Annotated in this window: 14 protein-coding genes and 5 pseudogenes; 7 read left to right on the top strand and 12 right to left on the bottom strand. The window is 68.1% G+C overall.

What is annotated here, in order from left to right; all coding sequences use genetic code 11:
* Positions 1-68 precede the first annotated feature (68 nt).
* From OHA88_RS43270 to OHA88_RS43260, 3 genes and pseudogenes are all read right to left on the bottom strand, one after another.
* Complete coding sequence (locus tag OHA88_RS43270; RefSeq protein ID WP_328623804.1) at positions 69-878, bottom strand: SDR family NAD(P)-dependent oxidoreductase; 810 nt, start codon at positions 876-878, stop codon at positions 69-71.
* Between the two features lie 1,131 nt (positions 879-2,009).
* Positions 2,010-2,390 carry a tetratricopeptide repeat protein gene (locus OHA88_RS43265; protein WP_328623805.1) on the bottom strand — a complete coding sequence of 127 codons (381 nt, stop codon included), beginning with the start codon at positions 2,388-2,390 and terminating at the stop codon, positions 2,010-2,012.
* Positions 2,391-3,948: 1,558 nt separating this feature from the next.
* Positions 3,949-4,317, bottom strand: a pseudogene (locus OHA88_RS43260) (helix-turn-helix domain-containing protein); the annotation flags it as partial.
* Between the two features lie 519 nt (positions 4,318-4,836).
* Here OHA88_RS43260 and OHA88_RS43255 point away from each other — a divergent pair.
* Positions 4,837-5,814 (top strand): pirin family protein, encoded by a 978-nt coding sequence (locus OHA88_RS43255; protein WP_328623806.1) that lies wholly within the window; start codon positions 4,837-4,839, stop codon positions 5,812-5,814.
* Positions 5,815-6,206: 392 nt separating this feature from the next.
* Here OHA88_RS43255 and OHA88_RS43250 read toward each other — a convergent pair whose 3' ends face one another.
* The gene (locus tag OHA88_RS43250) at positions 6,207-6,749 is read right to left on the bottom strand and encodes a kinase (RefSeq protein ID WP_328623807.1); all 543 of its coding nucleotides are present in this window, start codon (positions 6,747-6,749) and stop codon (positions 6,207-6,209) included.
* A 193-nt stretch (positions 6,750-6,942) separates the two neighbouring features.
* On the opposite strand from OHA88_RS43250, the gene OHA88_RS43245 reads away from it, so the two are divergent.
* Positions 6,943-7,893 (top strand): Ppx/GppA phosphatase family protein, encoded by a 951-nt coding sequence (locus OHA88_RS43245; RefSeq protein ID WP_328623808.1) that lies wholly within the window; start codon positions 6,943-6,945, stop codon positions 7,891-7,893.
* A 176-nt stretch (positions 7,894-8,069) separates the two neighbouring features.
* Here the strand turns inward: OHA88_RS43245 and OHA88_RS44805 are convergent, their stop codons facing one another.
* The 3 genes from OHA88_RS44805 to OHA88_RS43230 all read right to left on the bottom strand — a co-directional run bounded on the left by OHA88_RS44805 (position 8,070) and on the right by OHA88_RS43230 (position 13,477).
* The gene (locus tag OHA88_RS44805; RefSeq protein WP_443044145.1) at positions 8,070-8,780 is read right to left on the bottom strand and encodes a hypothetical protein; all 711 of its coding nucleotides are present in this window, start codon (positions 8,778-8,780) and stop codon (positions 8,070-8,072) included.
* A 308-nt stretch (positions 8,781-9,088) separates the two neighbouring features.
* Positions 9,089-12,913: a S8 family serine peptidase gene (locus tag OHA88_RS43235; RefSeq protein WP_328623809.1), complete on the bottom strand. Its 3,825-nt coding sequence runs from the start codon at positions 12,911-12,913 to the stop codon at positions 9,089-9,091.
* A gap of 432 nt (positions 12,914-13,345) precedes the next feature.
* Positions 13,346-13,477 (bottom strand): hypothetical protein, encoded by a 132-nt coding sequence (locus tag OHA88_RS43230; RefSeq protein ID WP_328623810.1) that lies wholly within the window; start codon positions 13,475-13,477, stop codon positions 13,346-13,348.
* Between the two features lie 627 nt (positions 13,478-14,104).
* Here OHA88_RS43230 and OHA88_RS43225 point away from each other — a divergent pair.
* Positions 14,105-14,455, top strand: coding sequence for a hypothetical protein (locus tag OHA88_RS43225; protein ID WP_328623811.1), 351 nt, complete (start codon positions 14,105-14,107; stop codon positions 14,453-14,455).
* 28 nt (positions 14,456-14,483) lie between these two features.
* Here the strand turns inward: OHA88_RS43225 and OHA88_RS43220 are convergent, their stop codons facing one another.
* Positions 14,484-14,783 (bottom strand): hypothetical protein, encoded by a 300-nt coding sequence (locus OHA88_RS43220; RefSeq protein ID WP_328629952.1) that lies wholly within the window; start codon positions 14,781-14,783, stop codon positions 14,484-14,486.
* Between OHA88_RS43220 and OHA88_RS43215 the strand changes: the two are divergent.
* Positions 14,673-14,906: pseudogene (locus OHA88_RS43215) on the top strand (ATP-binding protein); the annotation flags it as partial. The gene OHA88_RS43220 and the pseudogene OHA88_RS43215 overlap by 111 nt on opposite strands.
* Before the next feature lie 109 nt (positions 14,907-15,015).
* Here the strand turns inward: OHA88_RS43215 and OHA88_RS43210 are convergent.
* The 3 genes and pseudogenes from OHA88_RS43210 to OHA88_RS43200 all read right to left on the bottom strand — a co-directional run.
* Positions 15,016-16,014, bottom strand: coding sequence for a helix-turn-helix domain-containing protein (locus OHA88_RS43210; RefSeq protein ID WP_328623812.1), 999 nt, complete (start codon positions 16,012-16,014; stop codon positions 15,016-15,018).
* A 131-nt stretch (positions 16,015-16,145) separates the two neighbouring features.
* Entirely contained in the window at positions 16,146-16,379 is a 234-nt protein-coding gene (locus tag OHA88_RS43205; protein ID WP_328623813.1) for a hypothetical protein, read from the bottom strand.
* A 375-nt stretch (positions 16,380-16,754) separates the two neighbouring features.
* Positions 16,755-17,018: pseudogene (locus tag OHA88_RS43200) on the bottom strand (TSUP family transporter); the annotation flags it as partial.
* Positions 17,019-17,129: 111 nt separating this feature from the next.
* Between OHA88_RS43200 and OHA88_RS43195 the strand changes: the two are divergent.
* Positions 17,130-17,329: pseudogene (locus tag OHA88_RS43195) on the top strand (IS5/IS1182 family transposase); the annotation flags it as partial.
* A gap of 20 nt (positions 17,330-17,349) precedes the next feature.
* Here the strand turns inward: OHA88_RS43195 and OHA88_RS43190 are convergent.
* Complete coding sequence (locus tag OHA88_RS43190) at positions 17,350-18,612, bottom strand: IS110 family transposase (RefSeq protein WP_328623814.1); 1,263 nt, start codon at positions 18,610-18,612, stop codon at positions 17,350-17,352.
* A 434-nt stretch (positions 18,613-19,046) separates the two neighbouring features.
* Between OHA88_RS43190 and OHA88_RS43185 the strand changes: the two are divergent.
* A pseudogene (locus OHA88_RS43185) lies at positions 19,047-19,313 on the top strand (IS5/IS1182 family transposase); the annotation flags it as partial.
* Positions 19,314-19,585: 272 nt separating this feature from the next.
* Positions 19,586-20,776 carry an IS110 family transposase gene (locus OHA88_RS43180; protein ID WP_328623815.1) on the top strand — a complete coding sequence of 397 codons (1,191 nt, stop codon included), beginning with the start codon at positions 19,586-19,588 and terminating at the stop codon, positions 20,774-20,776.
* Positions 20,777-20,781 lie beyond the last annotated feature (5 nt).

The raw sequence follows: 20,781 nt of genomic DNA, 5'->3' as shown, positions 1-20,781 counted from the left end.
GGGCACGCGCTGAGTTCTTGTCGATCCATTCCCGGAGAGGAACATTGGTGGTGTCGTCGACAGAGGGGTCATCCACTGCGGGGCTCGGTGTAGCGGTCGGCGATGATGCCGCGGAGCCCTGCGGCGTCCCGCAACCGCTCCTGGCGAGACGTGACGTCCTGCAGTATTGCCGTGTCGGGAAGCGTGGGTATGGAGACGAGTTCGCCGAGGTCCAGACCTACGAGCGCGGCGCGGACGAAGTCGTCCGCATCGACGAACGACTCCTGCGGGAATGCAGAGGACTCCATGCCGGCGGCGTCGAAGAACTCCGTGCGGACGGGGCCGGGCAGCACCACCTGGACGCGGATTCCGCTGCCCTCGACCTCGTGTTGCAGTCCACGCGAGAAGAGCAGGTCGTACGCCTTGGAGGCGCCGTAGGCTGCGCCGTTGGGCGGGACTTTGAACGCGCCGATCGACGACACGTTGATCAAAGTGCCGGAGTCGCGCTTGGAGAAGGAGAGTAGCGCCGCGCGGGACAGGCGGGTCAGCGCCAGCACGTTCACCGCGACGACGTGGTTGAGCGTCGCGGGCTCGATCTGGAGCACCGGGCCCAGTCCGCCTAGACCCGCCGCGTTCACGACCACGGCAAGGGTGTCGTGGTCGATGACCACCTTCTCGACCCTTGCCAAGCCGGCCTCCTCAGCCAGGTCGGCGGCGAGCACGGTGGCCTTGAGTCCCGTGTCCCGGTGGATGGTTTCAGCGAGTTCGGCCAGCCTGTCCGCGCGGCGGGCAACCAGGATTGGCGCGTACCCGCGCCGGGCCAGCTGCTCGGCGTAGGAGCATCCGATCCCTGAGGACGCGCCTGTGATCAGTGCGGCCGGTGCGTAGGTCGTAGTCATGGGAGCCTTCCAAATGGTGAGCAGCAGCCTGCCGCCCCGGAGAGGACTAACCGTCCGCGTCCGGTCGGCGCGCGGGCCGGGCCGTCTGGCCAGCGACAGATGAGTCTGTGTGTCATCTGCGGCATCCACTGAGCCGTACCTCGCCTTTGAGGCTACGGCCCTTCGGCCGCGCTGTCCGTCGGGGCCGGCAGCGGACGCCGGGCGGCGGGAGGGGACCACCGGGCCGAGCACGATCAGCACGCCGATCAGGGATCCGTACCCGGTCCAGGAGTGGCCCCGCCATTCGTCGAGTGGAGACCGGCTTACGGTGCGTCCGAGCCCCTTGTTTTGTCCTGTGCGCTCACCGTGGAAAAGGTGGGGCTGAGGACCGATTTCACGCGCCCAGCCTATTAAGGCTGCCGTGGACTATGAACGGAGCGATCATGTCCGACACGGGGACCCGGCAGTCGGGCACTTCCCCCAGGTCGAGGCCCCCGAGATCGTTGGCCCGCTCCTCACCGGCTGGCTCAGCGACCACGCGTAAGACTTGCCGCACGGAGAAGTTCCCCTGACGCCGACCCGGACCGGTCCCGAACAGCACGACATATGAGCTCACGCCTACGACCGCACCGGCACCCAGTCGTCGACCACCGGGGCGGGTCAGGCACTCCATCTGCGACCCGCCCCTCGCAAGGCACGCCCAACCAAGATGTCTCATATCAGTTGGCGGACCCCACGAAGCGTCCTGCCTGCTTCACCTTGCCCATCCACACCCCGGGCGGGCCCCGGCCTCTTCCTGCGCCTGATCCAGGTTCTTTTCCCCCCGGGGCCGACGGCCGTCGCCGACCGCGACCTGGCGCAGGTAGTAACGGTACTCGGAGCCCGTGCTCACTTGCCTGAACGTCATCATGCAACCCAGCCCACCCCCTTAAGGGCCTGTCCGGCGGATCGGCTCCCTTCATCGGCCCGATCGGGCTGCGCCGACGCAGTCGCCCTCACCCGCTGGTCAGCACGCGCCGGCGCAGTGACCTACCCGATCAACTCCGCCAACCACCTATGAGACGCCGCGAGTTCATCCGCCCTCATACTGGCGGCGGACCACCAGAGCGCACCGCCCGTCCAGACACCTGACAAAGCCCTACCGGAGCGGCTTCAGGCAGCCATGCGGGGGGATGAACTGCTGGGGTGCCTGAGGGCAAGGAGGTCCCGTGCGGTCATTGTGTCCGCGATCCTCATGTGCGGAGCGGCCTCGGAGCAGCGGTGCTGGCGTTCCAGGACGCGGGCGAGAGCGAGGTGGGCCGAGGCGTGGGTGGGTTCGGCGCGCAGGACTTTGCGCAGCTCCGCCTCGGCCAGGGAGAGCTGTGCCGTGTAGTAGTAGGAGCGGGCGAGGAGCATGCGGAGGTCCAGGTTGCGGGGTGCCGCGGCAACCAGGTCGGTGAGGACCCGGGTAGCCGCGCGGTAACGCTGGGATTCGAAGAGACGGCTCGCGTATTGCCGCCGCTCGTTCCAGGTCACTCCCTGTACACCGGCCATCACATTCTCCGTTCCTTCTACGAGCATCCGCTCAGTCGTCCAGGCGCCTGGCGCCCGAGGTCTTCCGGGGCGAGGAGCCGATGGCCCCCTTGCCCGCCTGTTCAGGCTTCGTTCGAATTCGAGTCATGGAATCCGGGTTGGTCTCGGTTTGTTGTGTTCTGGCTGGATGAGTGGAATGCGTCGCCCCGGTTTGCCATGATACGAACCTATTACACACTTACCTCTTGCACAAGCAAAGCTTGGGGGTTGAGAGTGTGACAAAGGAATCATTCGGTCAGTGGTGCAGCGACGGCGTCTTCGGTCTGATCAATGCATGGACGGGTGTCTGGCCTGGCGGAGAAGCGGGGAAGAAAGGTGAGGGCCGTGGCTTTCGGCTCCTCTGACCGGGGCTATGGCTGCTCAAGGGAGGCGTAGTGAACTTCAGGGCTCTGCTTCTCTACGGGTTGCTGCCCGCCTTCGGATTACTGCTTGCCTGGCACGTAGCCCGCTCCGATCGTTGCCGAGCCGCGGCAGGCGACGAAACAGCCCACCCCGCGCCGCCATTCTGGCGGGAGTACCTGAGGGCGTGGGGCATCGTGCTAATGGCAGTGCTACTGCTCATCCTCCACATTGCCTTCAGCGGCCACATTCCCTGAACAACCCGACCCCACGTGACGTTCGCCCCTCGGGCCGGGAGAGACAGCCACACTCGTCCACCCGCCCGACACGGCGAGACGACAAGACGTTGAGGTGTTCCCGACTTCCACGTGGACTCTCTGCGCATAGCGCCCCGCGGACTCGGCCGTCTCGGCCGTCTCTGCCGTCTCTGCCACGGCGGGCTCTCCTTGAAGCAGCGCGAAGCGAGGAAGCCGGGCGCGGAGCGGCCGATGACCGGCTGCCCCAACCCGCAGCTCGTGAGAGCGCGGGATGCCCGGCACACGGTGAGACGGTACGGGGAAGCGCAGCGGACCCGCACCGCCGCGCGGCACGGACGGCGCAGCGCCCCGCCCCGCCCCGCCCCGAAGCAAAAGCACGAACGCTGCGCCCCGCAGCGCCGCACCCTCCCCGCCACACCGCGCCCCGGTTACCGCCCAGTGGGGCTGGGCGAGCTGCCGCGGTGCCCTGACGGCCTCCTGGCACCGCCTGGATCTTCCCCGGCTATAGCGCAGGAACCCATCGTTCCGCCGCCACCCTCGCACGCAAGCTCCGCCGCCATGGCCTGCCCGCCCACCCTTGTCGGTACACCGCGCTTCTCGCGCTGGCCACGGGATCACCGGTTCTCCTACGGAGCAGGAAAATGCCTGCCCGTCCCCGGATCCCACCACACCGCAAGGGCCACAGCATGAGTGAAACAGCGCTCTTCGCCCGCGAGTTCCTGCGCAGCCCGCTCCGGACGGCCTCCCTGATCCCGAGTTCGGCCCGCCTGGTCGAGCGGCTCATCGCCGCCGTGCCGGAGCGGGGCGAGCCCGTGGTGGTGGAACTCGGTCCGGGCACCGGGCCGGCCACCGAGGCGATCCAACGCAAACTGGCACTGATTCTCACTCGCCCTTGCACGATCCTCCGGCGTGGCGCGGCCTGCTCAAGGAAGGACACCTGCCGGGGTGCGCACAGCCTGACGCAGGCGGGCGGCGTCCCGGCTGGGCGGCGCGCCGAACTGGCGGCGATACTCCCGGCTGAACTGTGACGGGTTGTCATAGCCGACGCGGTGTCCGACCCCGGTGACGTCGCCCGGGTGCGTGGCGAGCAGCAGCCGGGCCTCCTGCAGCCGGATCTGCTTCTGGAACTGGATGGGGCTCATCGCGGTCACCGCCTGGAAGTTGCGGTAGAAGGCGGAGACACTCATGCCGGACATGCGTGCCACCTCGTCGACCCGGAAGGGCTCGGCGTAGTGCTCGCGGATCCAGCGCACGGCCCGGGAGACGTGGCTGAGGCTGCTGTCGGCCAGGTCACGCGCCGCCGCGCCCGCCCCAGAGCCGGGCGGGAGACCGGCTGATCACCCGGTCTCCCGCCCGGACGGCGGACGCCACCAACGGGGAAGCGGCGCACCATCCAGCCTCGATGGCGGGTGCCGTGGTCGCCTCAGCCGCGTGGCCGAGGTCGCGTCTCCCCTCAACAGGTGAGCGCGCCGCGGTGGTGGTTCTTACGGCGGACCGGGTATCCGTCACTCGTGGGCAGGGGCGTCGACCGGGGCGCACCACGAGGTCCCGATGTGTGGCAGGTGTGACCGCTTCGGGCAGCGACCGTGCCAGGTCCGCGAGCTAGATTCGGCGGTACACCGTCCCGGGGCGATACCGGCCGATAGGGCCGGCCCCGTGGGTCGGGGCAGACGCATCGACGACTGCCCGACCGCCCCTGAGACGCCGCCCGCCTGCCGGGGTTCTCCTCGGCAGAGGTACGCAAGTACCCCCCTCCTAGCGGAACGTCGTCGCGCTGGACGTCGTCCGCACCGTACATACGAAGGACCGCTATGCCGGCCGTGACCGTCGAGGATCTCCTGGTCCTCCCCCGCCTCCCGCGCCTTGACGCGACCGCCATCGACCGCCCCGTCCGCCGCCTGGTCACCGCACCCCAGCAGCGGGAGGGGGCCGGCTTTCTGGTGCACCGCCCGTTCCCGAGTGCCGCTTTGCCCGATGCGGACCCGTTCTTGCTGCTCGACCACGTCGGTGAGACCGTCTACCAGCCCTACGAGGCCAAGGGCGCCCCCTGGCACCCGCACCGCGGATTCGAAACTGTCACCTACGTCATCGACGGCACGGTGGTGCACCACGATTCCAACGGTGGCGGAGGCGTGATATCGGACGGGGACACACAGTGGATGACCGCAGGGTCGGGGATCCTGCACGACGAGGTCCCCAGCGAGGAGGTCCTGGCCAAGGGCGGCCTCAGCCACGGCATCCAGCTGTGGGTGAACCTGCCCCGCACCCGCAAGTGGGCGCAGCCGCGTTACCAGGACGTCCGGGCGGACAAGCTGCGGCTGCTCACCTCCGATGACGGCGGGGCGCTGGTACGCCTGATCGCCGGTGGGCTTGGCGGCTACCAGGGACCGGGCGTGACCTACACCCCCATCGTCTATGCGCACGCGAGTCTGCTTCCCCAGGCGCAGTTGCGTACCGGGTGGGATCCGCAGTTCAGCGCGATGGTCTACGTCCTGCAGGGAGCGGGGAGCGTGGGCGCCGACAGGCGCCCCGTCGGGGATGGGCAACTGGCGGTGTTCGGTGCGGGCGATGTCCTCACCGTCCAGGCGGGGGCCCATCAGCGCGGCCGCACCGGCCGCTTTGAGGTGCTGCTGCTGGGCGGCGTGCCGCTGCGGGAGCCGATCGCCCGCTACGGCCCGTTCGTGATGAACACCGAGGCGGAGATCCGGCAGGCCGTCGAGGACTACCAGCAGGGCAGGAAACCACCGCCGCGACCAAGTTCGATTTCCGGCATAGCAGGCGCCACGTAAGGAACATGCAGCTGCCGGTGGAGCGCCGCTACGTTTCCGCCCAGGTCAGACAGTTGGGCCCATAACTCGTTGGTGAACGCGAAACCACCACGCCGCAGCGACGTCGTCTCAGCGCACCCCGACGCACGGGCCACGGCCAACCAGCGCCACACCGTACGTACACAGACCCCCGCCGTATCGGCGGCGATCCGCACATGCACAGACGCCAGCTTGCCGGGCTCATCCAGAGCGAGCAGACGACGCACCACCACCTGGCGTGCCAAGACCCGGTCGCGGGAGGGCGACACAATGGAATTCAACTCGGCGACGATGTGCCTGACCCGAGGTGCGGTAGGGAGACATCACCTGCAGGGCGTAGGGCGACCTGCGCCGCTGGCCGGGGTTTCATTCAGTCAGTTCTTCAGTGCGGGTAGGCCGGCCAGGCCAGTGTCGCGCATGATCCGGTCGACGGTCTCGGGCAGGGAACTGTCCGCCCCGATGACGGTTTCAACGCACCCGGGCAACACATCACGTTCCCGGTACCAGTCGCGCAACGCCTCCTCCCCGACATCGTTCACGATCGGCTTGGTCGCGTGCCGGGCAAGGGTTTCCGCGAACGGCACGTCCAGGTAGTAGCCGCGGTTCGGGCCAAGGTGGTCGGCGCGCAACTGGGCAAGCACGGCGCCGTCGTGGCCGGCGTACAGGATCCCTTCGAGAACAACGTGGTACCCGTGGTACCCCGCGTCCAGCGCGTAGCGGGCCGTCAGGTCGATCAGGCCGATGTCCGCCACACCGGCCCGGTCCCGCTCACGCAAAACGATCCGGCGGAGGTTGTCCTGACCCACGAGCGCCAGACCGCGGCCAAAACGGTCGCGGAGGCCGGCCGCGACGGACGACTTCCCCGAGGCACTGTTCCCTCGCAGCACGACCAGCCTCGTCCTTTCGTTGGCCACCATCACCCGGGCGAGGCTACCGACACCACCCGTCCGTCGGCGCAGCTCTACCCCTGTGGGCCTGGGCGGAGGGGGCACGGATGGTGACGTTATGCTCACGCGGTGGGCTGGAATCCCGTCGCGCCGTCGTCGGGGCTGTCGGAGGATCGGGGAAGGAGCCGGTCCGGTCGAGGGCCGTGCCAGGGGAGGCGATGGGATGCGACAGGCAGGTGTGCTCGATGTCGGGTGCCACAGTGCGTTGCTGACGGTGGTGCGACGGCGCCCGGGGACGGTGCTGGAGCCGGTGTTCTCCCGCAAGGTGCGGCTGAGCCTGCACGAGACCCTCGACCGCAAGGGACGGCTGGACAAGGCCGGCGTGAAGAGCGTCGAACGGGCAGTGGCCGAGGCCGTCGCCGCTGACCCGCGTCTGCGCGGGCCGGAAGTGTTCGCGTTCGCGACCTCCGTCATCCGGGACGCGCCCAACCGCGACGAGATCATCGCGCGGGTGGCACGCACCACCGGCACCCGCCTTCGCGTGCTGACCGGCGAGGAGGAGGCGCGGCTGGCCTACGTGGCCGCCCGCCAGTGGGCAGGCTCGATGGCCGGGCAGCTGCTGGTCCTGGATATCGGCGGCGGTACTGTAGAGATCGCCTCCGGCACCGGAGACCGGCCCCGCGTCGTCTACTCGCTGCCGCTGGGCGCCCGCAGGATCACCCGGGACTGGCTTCCCGGCGGCACCGCACCATCCCCACACCGGCTGGCCGAGGTCCGGCAGCACCTCCGCCGGTCCCTGGAAGCCGTCCCCGGCCTGCCGCGGGCCGAACCGGGCGGGCGGGTGCTGGCCTGCTCCAAGACCTTCGAACAGCTCGCCCGGCTCGCCGCCGCTCAGCGCAAGACACCGCAAGCCGGACAGCAGCTCGCGCTACCCCAACTACGCGCATCAGTCTCCCTGCTGGCCGCCGCGGGACCGTCCCGCCGGTCCAAGCTGCCGGGCATCTCCCGACACCGCGCCGAACAGTCCCTGGCCGGAGCCCTGATCGCACAAGCCCTCATGGAAGCCTGCGGGGCCAAGAACGTCGAGATCTGCCCCTGGTCCACCCGAGAAGGACTGCTGCTCGAACGCCTCGGCGTGCCCCACACCACAGCCGGGCGCTCCCGAGCACACTGACTGGCTACACAGGTGGGAGCAGCACATCACCGGCAGAGCTCCGGTGCTGCACCGGATGCACGCCCCATGAGCGAGCAGACACCAGCAGACGAGTCGGCTGAAGGCCAACCAGGTGACGAACACACCGCCCGCTCGCGCGTCACCACCCACGCACCCCACCCGGCACGGAGAGTGAGTCAGCAGCGCCCAGGCCGACCCTGTATGGCGCCAGCCCCCTGAAGCTCCCGGAACGGCGCCGTGTCACCGCCCTCCCGGGAGCCACGGCACCCACGACCGGCAGGCGGGCGACCTTCGCCAGCCGCACCGCCGGCCGGCCGTGGTGAGCCCCGAAAAAACCACCACAGCTCGTGGCCACAGCCCGATAGCGACTTCCACACACCACACCCATCCGCAGACGACCAGCATGGACTCCCCGCAGTGGCAACGGCGGGAATTCGTCCCGGAAAGCGCGCGGTGAAGTCCTCGAAACCGAGCAGCACCTCGTCCTTCGGACGGGAAGACCGTTTGCCGGGGCGCGGCTGGCGGACGTAGCCGGGCAGGGATGCCAGCAACATCGTCTCCACCGCACGGTTCAGGCCCTCGACCGTGCCCTTGAGGTGGGGGGTATAGGCGGGCAGATCCTCCACCGTCACGTCCAGGACCTCAAATGCGGCAGTCACCGTCCTGGACAAGAAGTCCTTGCCGCGATCCACCCGCACTTCCTCCGGCAGCCCGCCGAACGGGCCGTAGGGGTCCTCACGCAGCACCGCGGAGCGCAACGCAGCCAGCACCGACTCCCTCGACGGATACACCGGCGTCACCGTGACGCCGGTGATCGCGTTCGTCGCGCAGTCGGTGAACCACGTGATCCACGGCTTGCGCGTCACACCGTCGACATCGACCAGCACCGGCGCCTGGACATGATTCGGTCTCCCACACCTGGTTACGCCACCCCCGCGGCCGCGCCAAAAACACGTCATGCTTACGGGCCTCACGCTCCCCTCCTCGTAGCGGCAGCACCGGACCATGCAGGCGTCGCCTCGGCTGGGGTGCGCGTGGGCTCACTCGTGAGGCGCCCCGGTCCGCGAAGGGCCTGATCTCGCCGACCATGAGGCAGGCCACCGTGCGACGACGGCGGGTGCCGGGGATCTCACCCCAGGCACCCGCCGCGACGGTCCGGCGAGCGCCTCCGCGGGAATCCCGCGGAGGCGCTCGCTCACTTGCCGAGCAGGTAGGCCCGCTCCACGGTCTGCCGGACCGTGTTGCCCGCCTTGTCGGAGGCCGTGACCCGCAGGGTCACGTACGCGCCCTGCCGCTGGTCGCCCGGCCGCTCGACGGTGGCGGTGAACCGGTTGTGGCCGCGGTCCTTGACGCGGACCTGGCCCTTCCAGGTCTTGCCGTCGTCGAAGGAGGCCTCGACCTTGAGCTCGACCCCGGTGGGGGCGGCGAGCCCGTCCTGGTGCCGCACCGTCAGGTCGAGCTCGTGACGCTTCCCGCCCTCGACCCTGTTCCACAGGTCGGCCGGGACCCCGTAATCGACCTGGAGGAGAGGCAACAGCGTGTCCTCCGCCGCGGTGTCCGAACGGAACGTCCACGACGTGGCGGTCCTTGTACCGGTCTGCCAGTACTCGGTCTTACGCTCGGTCGTCAGGTCCAGCCGGTAGTCGGCCGCTCCGGCAGGAACCTCGAAGTCTCCCCAGGCGGCTGCGGCCTCGCCGACCTTCTCGCCGTCGCGGTAGAGGACGGCCGCCACGGTGTCGCCCTGGGGGTAGGTCGGTACGTCCATCGTCCCGGGCGTTCCCGCCCTCCCGATGCCACCCAAATCGAGGGGAAGCGCCCGGCGCGCCCAGTGGCCGGTCACCGCGTCGGTGAACTCCGGGATCGCCAGGCTGAGGACGTCACCGGAGCGGACCGAGTGACGGTTCCAGCCGCGAGGGATGGACGGCCGCACCACGGCCTTGTACCACTCCTCCTTGAGCTGCTCGCCCGACGCGAAGGTGCGGGGGGCGTCCCGCAGGCCTGACAGCAATGGGATGTCCGCCCACGGGTTGGGGAAGAAATCGACGTGGTGTCTCCACTGCGTGTCCCCGGAGGTGACGTACTCGGTGCGTGTCTTGCCCGTCGGCACCCAACGCGAGGTCTCGAAACTGTAATCCGAGTAGGGGCGCCAGCTGAAGCGCTGCTCGCTGGACCAGTCCAGTGCGCCGGTGTCCGTGTAGGTCGCCTTCACCTGTGCGGTGTTGCGGTCCGAGACGGTGTAGGTCACGTCCTGCGGGATCTGGTGCTCCCAGATCGCCCGGATGTCGTACAGGTACGGGCTTTCGACCGTCCCGGAGATGTCGATGACGGCCTTGTGCTTCTCCATGTACCGCAGCAGCTCCGCACCGTCGGTCGCGTCCACCCGGATTGTGGGGATGGCAGAGCGCGTGTCCGTCGGCTTCCAGGGGGTCCAGGCCAGCATCCCCTTGGGCAGGACGATCATGAGGCCCTTGGCGCCCGCCTTCGCGGCCTTCTCCGCGAGGTCGTACTCGGCCGCCGCGGTCTCGTCGCGGATCACGGCGAGCTTGCCCTGCACGGTGCTGGACCGCAGGTCCGGATTCTCCCTGGTCCCCGCGTCCACGGCGGTGAGCTGCTCCCCCTTGGAGTCGAACGGGGTGGACAGTTGGACGTAGTACGACTTCAGGTCGATGTCCGTGCCGCGGACCTCAGTCCTGATCTGGGGAGCCGTCATCTCCCAGCGGGAGTTGAACTCGAACTCGCCGTCGGTGACCTTGGACGTGGGGTTCACGTACAGGTCCACCGCCTCGGCCCCCCCCAGGGCGAACTTGAGGGTGGCATTCAGCGATAGCCCGTCGATCTTCCGGTACATCTGGTACGTCAGGTCATTGCGCCGCACGGCGGGCTTGGGCGTGCGGACGCGCACCAGCTTGGTTTTACGCGTGTCCAGGGTCACGGTCATGTCCTTGGTGACCTTCACCTCGGGCTCCACGACCTGGACCATCCGTGCGCCGTTGGCGGTCCATTCCACCGTCGTGCCATCGACCTGGTACGTGCCCTCCTCGACCTCGACGACCAGGGGGTCCAGGCTGGTGACCTGGGTCTCCGCGTCCCCTCCAAAGAGGTTCAACAGTTCCCACCGAATGGGGTCGCCGGTCGGTCCGTGGGACTCGATGGTGAGCTTGTGCATCGGGGCGCGCACCCACAGGCTGACGGTGGTGTGGACCGGCACGCCGTCGGCGGACGTGGCGGTGACGTAGCCGTAGTAGGAGCCGCGGCCCGCCTTCGAGGGGTCGATGCCGACCGGCACCTCCGCGGTCGCGCCCGGGGCGACCCGGACCGTTTCCGCGCCCAGTGTCAGTGCCTGCGCGGGGAGTGCCTTGCCGCCCCTGGTTGCCAGCGCGGCGCGCAGATTCAGCGAGACCTCGTCGTCGGAGTGGTTGGTGTAGCGGACCACGCCGGCCCGCTCCACCGGGGAGCTGTCCCTGTCGACCGGGTCCAGGACGATTGTGCCGGTGGTGGTGACGGGGGCGGAGATTGCCGCCTTGACGTCGACGCGGCCGCCGCCCTGCTCGGTCGGCACCTGGTCGGACGCCGTACGGGACGTGCTGATCAGCGCGTCCTTGAGCTGCTGCGCACTCCAGTCCGGGTGCTGCCCGGCAAGCAGCGCCGCCGCACCGGCCACGTGAGGCGTGGCCATCGAGGTGCCGCTCATCTTGACGTAGTGGTCGCCGACCGGGTCGCCGAGTAGCGTGCCGGCGGCGCGCGCGGCGACGATCCCGACGCCCGGTGCCGTGATGTCCGGCTTGGCCGCCCTGTCGCCGAAGCGCGGACCACGGCTCGAGAAGGAGGCCAGCTTGTCGTCGCGGTCGACGGCGCCCACAGTCAGGGCCGCGTCGGCCGCACCGGGCGACCCGACTGTCGTCGGGCCTGGACCGCTGTTGCCTGCGGCAACGACGAAGAGCGCCCCGCTGCTGCGGGAGATCTCGTTGACCGCCAGGCTCATCGGGTCCGTGCCATCGGTCTCCATGTCCGCGCCCAGGCTCATGTTGACAACCTTGGCGCCCTGCGCCGCGGCCCACTCCATGCCCGCGATGACCTCGGACTCGCCGCCGGAGCCGTCGTCCCCGAGCACCTTGCCGATCAGCAGGTCCGCACTCGGTGCGACGCCCTTGCGCAGGCCGTCCGAAGCCGCGCCGCTGCCGCCGACGGTGGCGGCGACATGCGTGCCGTGTCCGAAGTGGTCCTCGGTCGAGCCGCTGCTGGAGAAGTCCTTCGCCTCGGACACGCGGCCCGCGAGGTCGGGATGGTTCTGGTCGGCTCCGGTGTCGAGGACCGCGACCTTGACTCCCTTGCCGTGGTAGCCGGCCGCCCACGCGGCCGGCGCGTTGATCTGCGCGGTGCTGCGGTCCAGTGTGGGACGCACCTTGTGGTCCAGCCAGATCTTCGGGGTCGTCGCCGCCGCACTCGTCATGGACGCGCCCGCCGCAGGTGCGAGCTGCTTCCAGAAAGCGGCCAGGTCCTGGTCGGCGACGCGCAGCGCCTGGGCGTCGATGCTCGGCAGTTGCCGCGGCCCGGCGGAGCCCTCGTGGAACTTCGCGAGGGCATCCAGCCGGTTGACGGCCGCACGCGCCGAGCCCTTGGGCGCGGATATGATCAGGGGCAGGGCCTCGGCGTGTGTTTCGTCGTACCCCTGGGCGATGAGACTTGTAACGTTGAAGAGGTCCGCATCCAGCTGCTCCGTGCGGACCAGCATTGCCGCATCGGAAGGCAGAACGGTCAGAGCGCCGTCCTTCTCGGTGATCCGGAAGAAGACCTTCTCACGGCCCGGTGCGCGCTGCACCGATGCTGTCTTCTTGCCGTTCGGCGCGCCGCTGACGGTGACCAGGTCGCCGGTGATCAACCGCACGGTGGTCGTGCGGTCGTGCGGTGCCGGCGTCCGTGCCTCGGTCCCTGGCGGAGACTGGGCGGCAACAGGCACCACCGCGCCCGTCGCCATCACTGCCGACATCGATATCACCGCCCAAAGGCGGATCCGTCTCATGGGTGTCTACTCTCCTTCTGTCATATCGGCATCTGGGCAGAACATCTGTGAGTGGGCGTCATGGCGCATCGCCGCGGCACCCGACCGCAGTTGACGGTGTTGCGGGTCAGGGCCGAGGTCGACCGGCCCCGCCGGCCTGCGACCAGGCCTCGCCGGTGACCGCGGATCCCTCGATCACACGAACCGTGAGCCGGTGGCAAAACCCTTCGTACACCTGCGGTTCACTGCCCGTCCGGAATCATCAGCCACACCAAGCGGACGTGTCACCGATCTCACGTGGCACGAATGGCCATGTCCCAGAGGCGCCATGCGTCGCCTGAACCGTCTTCAGGACGTTCAGCGCGGTCGTGTGACGAGAAGTCGACGCCGCTGCTTCGAGCCCCGGGGCCTGCACGCCGACGAAGCCCACGAGGTCCCTGGTTTGCGAAGTGGCTACTCGGCGGAGGCGTCGGCCTGTGCATTGCCCGCGACGGTATCGAGTCCGGTGAACGGCCGGGCCACCACGGGTGGTGTGCAACGGCGGGTGGACCGCAGGTCGGTTGGAGTCGTATTGCCCGTGTCCACGGTGTCCATTCTGTGAAATGGCCAACTCTGCTAATTTCAACCGGTTCTGCGGCTGACCGTGACGTTGCCAATCTCCGGATTCCCATCCGAAATCCACTCACAGTGCTGTGTATTGCCCAAGTGCTGCTGGCCCTGGCGTCCGCCATGGCCTCGGGGTCGCCCGCACCGCCCCCTGCTCCGGGGCCTTCGGCCTCAGGTGACCTCACCCGCGTAACGAGGGGACCGCAGCCTGCGGTCCTCCCTTCCATGGGTCTCCGCATCCGTCCCACGGGTGCTGTCTGAGGGGCCACGTAGTTTCCGGACAGGGCCCCGTCCCCAAGCAGGGGCGACGGCCACCCACGGTGACTACCAGGCGGCAGACCACACCGAATTGCAGGACATCGGCGACGTCCTGGCCCTCGTCGAGTTCGCCGAGAAGGGGACGGCGATCGAAGCCGGTCCCATGCCGATGCCTGCGCCCAGATGGTTCGACGCGGACACGAGCGACGCCACGCCGGGCTGGGGGGTGTCCGGGGTCCCGGGCTCCGCCGGAATCAGCATGATGTATCCCGTACGGCGACTCCCGGAGCTGCTCAACCAGGCCACGACGATGGAGGACAGGGCGTCAGGGCTGCCCGGTACTGCGTCATGCTCCCGCTGCGCGCCCACGCCCTGGTGCTCACGGCTGCCAGTGAGGGCCGTCTGTGGGTCCTGGGGCACAGCGGAGAGTCCTCCAGGCTGGTCCGTAACCTCCACGGGGCCGGCCTGGACGCCCAGACGCTGGCGGCCAAGGCCTACCGTGGTCGCCCCCTCTTCATCTCGGACGGCCGGCCCTCGTTCTCCGACTGGGACTCCACCGGTTCACAGGCCGAGGCGCGCCTTCCCCTCACGGGAGGCGGGGAGCTCCTGAAATTCTCTTTCCTCAAGAGCCGCTACGTGGTCGGCGTCTGCTGCCTCTCCTTCCAAGGGCCCCGTGAAACTGCCGTCGGCGCTCCCTGAGTCGCCCAGGCTCACCATCTCAGGCGCGCTACCGCCCCGCCACCATCACCTCCAAGGCGGGCGGCGACTGGTACGACGTGATCAAGTTGCCGGACGAGCGGATGGCTCCGACGACCTCATGGCACCACGCACGGAGAGCCTGCACATCCAGCAGCGTGACCTGCAGGGAGTCAAGGCGGCGCGCAGTTTCGTCAACCAGCAGTTGACCGCCTGGGGGTTGACCGACATGGCGGACAGCCTTCAGCTGATCGTCTCCGAGATCGTGACGAACGCGCTCATCCACGCGGGTAGCGACGTCGACGTCCGCCTGCGGGCGTTCGACGACCATGTCCGGCTCGAGGTACGGGACTCCGGCAGCAACCCGCCTGTCCCGTCACCGCTGGCGCTCTGCGAGGAAGGCAACGCGGAGGCGGAGCACGGCCGCGGTCTGCTGATCGTGGATGCATTGGGCGGAGTGTGGTGCAGCTCGCCGAACGGACGGGGCAAGACGGTCTCGCTGGACCTGCCCATCGACGTACCCGAAGAAGAGGCGATCGGCGGTCCTGATCCGAAGGGGGACTCTAGACCCAGCCCCGACGGGTGGCGTGCCATGCGAGCTGCATGCGGGTCGTGGCGCCGACGACGGCCATCATGTGCTGGATCCGGCGTTGGACGGTGCGGCGGCTCAGCCCCATCTGACCGGCGATCGACTTGTCGGCGAGGCCGGCGAACAGCAAGGAGAGCAGCCTCCGGTCGGCCTCGGGCAGGAACCCCGTGGCCTCGGTGTCGTCCGCGCCGGCGATGGTGCCTGAGTCGCTGAGGTGCAGGGGTGCTGCGTCCTCCCAGTAGCGCTCGAAGAGGGCGGTCATGGCTTCCAGGAGGCTGCTGTCGCGCAGCAGTGCAGCCGTGGGCTCGTTCGGACTGCCGTGCGGACCGCCGGGCACCAAGGGGCAGATGGCTATCTCTCTGTCGGCGATGGCAAGTCGCAGCGGGAGATGGGGCACGGAACGCGCGAGTTCCCCGGCACGTACACCGGAGATAACGTTGTCGACGGCGCCGTGATCGTTGAAAAAGGCTCGCTCGTACAGGACCCGGTAGCGAACCCCGCGGGCCAGGGCTTCGAACTCCGCGCGATTGCTTCCCGAGGGCATGGCCACGTACTGGGCCTTGCAGAACCACAGCATTTCGTGTCGTGCGTTGTCTTGGAGTTGACGCAGGTGCTGGCGCAGTGCCCCGGCCCCGGTGATGACCTCGATGAGATGGTCGGCTTGGTGCCGCCGGGTGCTGCGGTAGCTCTCCAGGAGGTCGGCGATCGAAGCCCGGGCCAGGTCGAGAGCTTCCGCACGGCGTTGCAGACGCGGCAGCAATGCCACGTCGGGAGGGGACGCGGTGAAGTGCAGGGAATTCCGGTCACTGCGGTTGGCCAGCCCTTTGACGGTGAGCGCCGCGAGCACGCTCTCGACCTGGTTGAGGGCGAGTCCGGTCTGTGAGGCGATTTCGTCGGCCGAGGCCGTGGACGTCATGACCAGAAGCCGGTAGACGGTCTCTTCGACCGATGTGAGGCCAGCTGCTTCGAGCATGGCGGAAATCCTCCCGCTTTCTTTCGAGCTGCCACGACGCTCGTGGTTCACCCGGGATGGCTGATGCGACCTGATCGCGGGCCCCAGAGGCAGCAGCCCACCCTGCGGTCAACTGCGCTTCTGGGTGGAGATCAGGTGATTGCGTCGTTGTAGGGGTAGCTCAGCAAAGACCAGGTGTTCCAGGGCGCGAAGTACCCGTAAGTCCCCGTGAAATTCGCGTCATTCCACGTCTCCGTGGCGGCGGCAGAGGAATCGGCGGTGGCCGGTACCGCGACAGCGGACCCGCTGGTAGCGCCGACGAGGCCGCCAGCCAAAGCAAGGCTCGCAGCCGCCCCCAACAGGACCTTCTTGAATCGCGTTGACATTTCCCTCCTTGACGATCGAACCGCGACGGGTACCCGTGGCGAACCTGATTTCACCACTGTCCTGAAGCATTCATTAGTCTCGTGCAAATTGATTAGATCATCAACTAGCCAAACGTGGCAACCTGCGTACCATTTGCGTATTAAGTCCCTCAAACATCCTCAATGTGACGGGCGCTAGGGGTTGTTCCAGGTTCGGATCACTGGTTTCTGGATTCGCCGGTGCGCGGGAGGCTGGGCCTGATAGCTGTCGAGGGTGGCGCGTGGTGAAAGAGGGAGTGAAGGCCCAGGTGAAGTGGGCCCGCGCCTCAGCGCTAGGTCCGTCCAATGCCGAACGCCGGTTCAGGTCCTCCGTCGTAGTTCCCCACTGGGGTGGGCTCAGTTCAGGGTCTGGGCGGCGTACAGAGCGCCGAGGGCTGTGGCGAGGGTGCCGAGCAGAAGCCGTAGGGCTCGTTCGGGCAGGCGGGGTTGGAGGCGGGCCCCGAGGTAACCGCCGATCAGTCCACCGATGCCGCAGGCGAGGCCAAGCCACCAGTCGGGGGCGACCTCTCTGGAGCTCACGAGTGACAGCAGCGCGTAGGCGGCGGCGCCGACAAGGGACGTGGCGAAGGTAGCGGCGAGCGCAGCCGGGGCGAGGAAAGCGCCGCCTGCCGCAGCTCCTCAAAAGGGGGCCGACAGGGGGACGAACCAGGTCGATCCGGTGCTGCGGAGACTGGTCGTCCGGCTGGCGGAGGTGGTCAGCTCGGCGAATGCCTGGGACGCTCTCGGGGAGGCTTCACCACCAAAATCCACCTTGTCGCAGAGGGGCGATGCCGGCCCCTCGCTCTCGTCCTGACACCCGGCCACTACGGTGACGGCCCTCAACTCGAGCGCGTGCTGGAGAGCAGGTCTCCGTTCCCCGTGCCGGAGTTGGACGGCCTCGCACCCGTCCCGACCGCCTGTTGGCGGACAAGACATCCCACGCCGATAAGCGTCAAGCCGCTGCTGCAGCAAGTTCGGGTGACGGCTGCGGGAAGGCGATTGTTTCGTCGTAGATGTGACCGTTCTGGAGGCAGTAGAACAGCATTCCCATGAAGCGGTTGAAGAGGTTCCTCTGTGCGGCAACGTGGCGGTCGCCGGCCGCTCGGCGGCGGTCGTAGTGGGCTCTGGCGCCTGGTGAGCGGGTAAGGGAGACGAAGGCCCAGACATAGCCGACGGCAGCCAATCTCTGATTCTTGATCTTCCGACTCATGACCATGCAGCTCTTGCCGCTGGACCTGGTGACCGGGGCGCTTCCTGCGTAGGCCTTGAGGGATCGGGCGTTGGCAAAGCGGGTCCGGTCATCGCCGATCTCTGCCAAAATCCGGGCGCCGGTCAGTGAGGCAAGTCCCGGAAAGCTGCGGATGATCGGGGCATCGTGATGCTCTGCGAAGGCTTGCGTGACGGCTTCTTCGAGCTGTTCAGCGTTGTCGCAGGCGGTGTTCAGCTGCCTGAGCAGGGCGGATGTCTGATGCCCGAGGGCTGTTTCGACCTGCGGGAGCTGGTGGAGATACTCCCGCTTGAAGACTTCGTGGAGCCTTTCGGCTTCGGTCTGGATGCCGCGGACCCGGCCGGCCTGCTTGAGCAGGGACTGCAGGCGTCGCCGTGTCAGCTTCGCCGCCATGGTCGGGGTCGGGGCTGCAGCCAGGATGCTGCGGGCTTCTCTCGAGCACAGGCCGTGTTTGTGCTGGGCGTAGGCGTCGAGGATCGCCGGGTAGAACTCCCTGAGCTGAGAACGGAGCTTGTTCTGGGCCTGGCCGCGGGCCCAGACGGCGTCCTGCTGGGCACGCGCGAGCACGGCGATGGCCTGCACGAGCTCGGAGTCCGCGGGCAGCGGCCGGTGGGCGGCCATGTCGGTTCGCAGGATGTTGGCCAGGGCCGCGGCGTCGACGGCGTCTGACTTCTTGCGGGCGACGGAGTGACGGTCCCGATAGCGGGCGACTGCCGGCGGGTTGATCGCGAAGACCGGCCGGCCGGTGGCCCGCAGGCAGGCGACGAGGAGCCCGCGCGATGTCTCGATCGCCACGGGGATCGGGGCGTCCTCGCTATCGCCATGTTCAGTCAGCAGGGCCGTGAGCTGGGCGAACCCCGCCGCGTCGTCACTGATCCGCACTTTGGCGAGTTGCTTTCCCCCGGCCTCAACCAGGGCTATGTCGTGGTGGCCTTCGGCCCAGTCCACCCCACAGAAAACTGGCGTCGGTAACCCGACGATCTCCATCCGGCTCTCCTTCGTCCCGGCTCTTTTCCCAGGCCAGAGCCTGTGCAGGGTGCGCGTGCTCCCTAATGGAAGTGCTCAAGGCACGTCATCCCACCAGCCGTTCGCAACCCCAGCGAGTCATACGGTCCTCGGTCCGTGTCAGAGCTGAGGGCTCAGGCAGAGGTGAGAGGTGATCCGCATAACCGGCTCGGACTACGAACAGCAAACCGCGGAGCAGTCAGATACGGGCCTGCCTACACAAACGGGACCACGTGAATGCCGTCGGAGACGGATCTGTACCTGTTCTTGCCCACTTGAGGTCCATGCTGCTGGGCGCGAGCCAGCCTCGTCTTGTCAACAGGACTCTCAGGCCCGGGCCTACTCAAAGGCTCGGCTCGCGCCCTGAAGATCAGCTCCCGCCGACCTTCGCTTCCCATTAGGCCTACACGTCCCGAAAGAACCGACGCTACCTGCGACGACGCGGAATCCAGCACATCATCCCCGAACGCCTCGACCAGCAAAGACACCGGCAGAACCGAGGCTCCCGAGGCGGCCGGCCCACTGGGTTCGACAGCGAGCGCTGCAAGAAACGCAACACCGTCGAACACGCCATCAACCGACTCAAAGGCTTCCGCGCCGTCGGCACCCGCTACGAGAAACGCGCCTACATCTACCTCGGCACCATCACCCTCGCGACCCTCTTCATCTGGCTCCGCACATGATCCAAGAAACAGCGCCTAGTTGATCGATTCCAAGGGGTCAGTGGTCCCTACCTTGTTGATCGGGATGAGCGAGCCATTCGTAGGGTTGGCTCACCCAGGGGTGTCGGGTGTGGCTTTCAGTGGTCTGCCGTCCGTGTGGCTTCCTACGATTCGCCGCCCGACACCCCCCGACGACTCGGCTGCTGATTAGGAATTGCGATCCGATCGCTGAGTAGGGACTCGCCAGCGAGGTCGTCTGTGGTGCATGTAGGCAAACGACCCGTGGAGAGCGCGTGACAGCGATCTGGGCCGGCATCGACGCCGGCAGGACCCATCACCACTGCGTGGTGATCGACGACACCGGCAAACGGCTGCTGTCGCGGCGCGTGGCCAACGACGAGCCGGAACTGCTGAAGCTCCTGGCCGATGTCCTCGCCCTGGGCGATGAGGTCACCTGGGGCATCGACCTTGCCGACGGCGGCGCCGCCCTGCTGATCGATCTGCTCCTCAACCACAGCCAGCACACGCTCTACATCCCTGGCCGAGCCGTCAGCCGCGCCTCCGAGGGCTACCGGGGCGAAGGCAAGACCGACGCCAAGGACGCCGCGATCATCGCCGACCAGGCCCGGATCCGCCGGGACCTGCAGCCCTTGCGGCCCGGCGACGAACTCGTCGCCGAGATCAAGGTACTCACCGGCCATCGCCGCGACCTCGCCGACGACCGCACCCGCGTGATCAACCGGCTCCACAACCACCTCACCAGCATCTTTCCCTCTCTGGACCGGGCACTGGACCTCACCAACACCGGCCCGCTGATCCTGCTGACCGGCTACCAGACCCCGGCCGCCATCCGCAGGACCGGCGCCCGGCGACTGCAGACCTGGTTGCGCAACCGCAAGGTCCGCGGTGCTGCCCAGCTCGCAGAGACGGCCCTGGCGGCTGCCGAGAACCAACACACCAGCGTGACCGGGGAGAAGCCGACGGCCCAGCTCGTGCACACGCTCGCCAGGGAGGTAATGCGCCTCAATGAGCAGATCGCCGAGACCGACAAGCTCATCGAGGCCCGGTTTCGCGAGCACAAACACGCTGAGGTGATCGCGAGCATGCCCGGCATCGGACCCCTGCTCGGCGCCGAGTTCCTCGCCGCCACCGGCGGCGACATGACGGCCTTCGATAGCCCGGACCGCCTCGCCGGGTTCGCCGGCGTCGCCCCCGCTCCGCGTGACTCGGGCAAGATCAGCGGCAACCTGCACCGGCCCAGACGTTACAGCCGACGCCTCCAGCGCGTGTTCTATACCTCGGCGTTGATCAGCATCCGCTGCTGCGAGGAGTCCCGCCGCTTCTACGACCGCAAACGCGCCGAAGGCAAACGCCATACCCAGGCCGTCCTCGCCCTCGCCCGCCGCCGGGTCAACGTCTTGTGGGCCCTGTTGCGCGACGGACGGTGCTACGAACCCATACCCCCCATCACGAACGCCGCTTGACAAAA

Origin of the sequence: Streptomyces sp. NBC_00353 (assembly GCF_036108815.1) — a bacterium.
Classification (GTDB): domain Bacteria; phylum Actinomycetota; class Actinomycetes; order Streptomycetales; family Streptomycetaceae; genus Streptomyces.
This window is presented reverse-complemented; position numbering and strand designations above follow the sequence as displayed.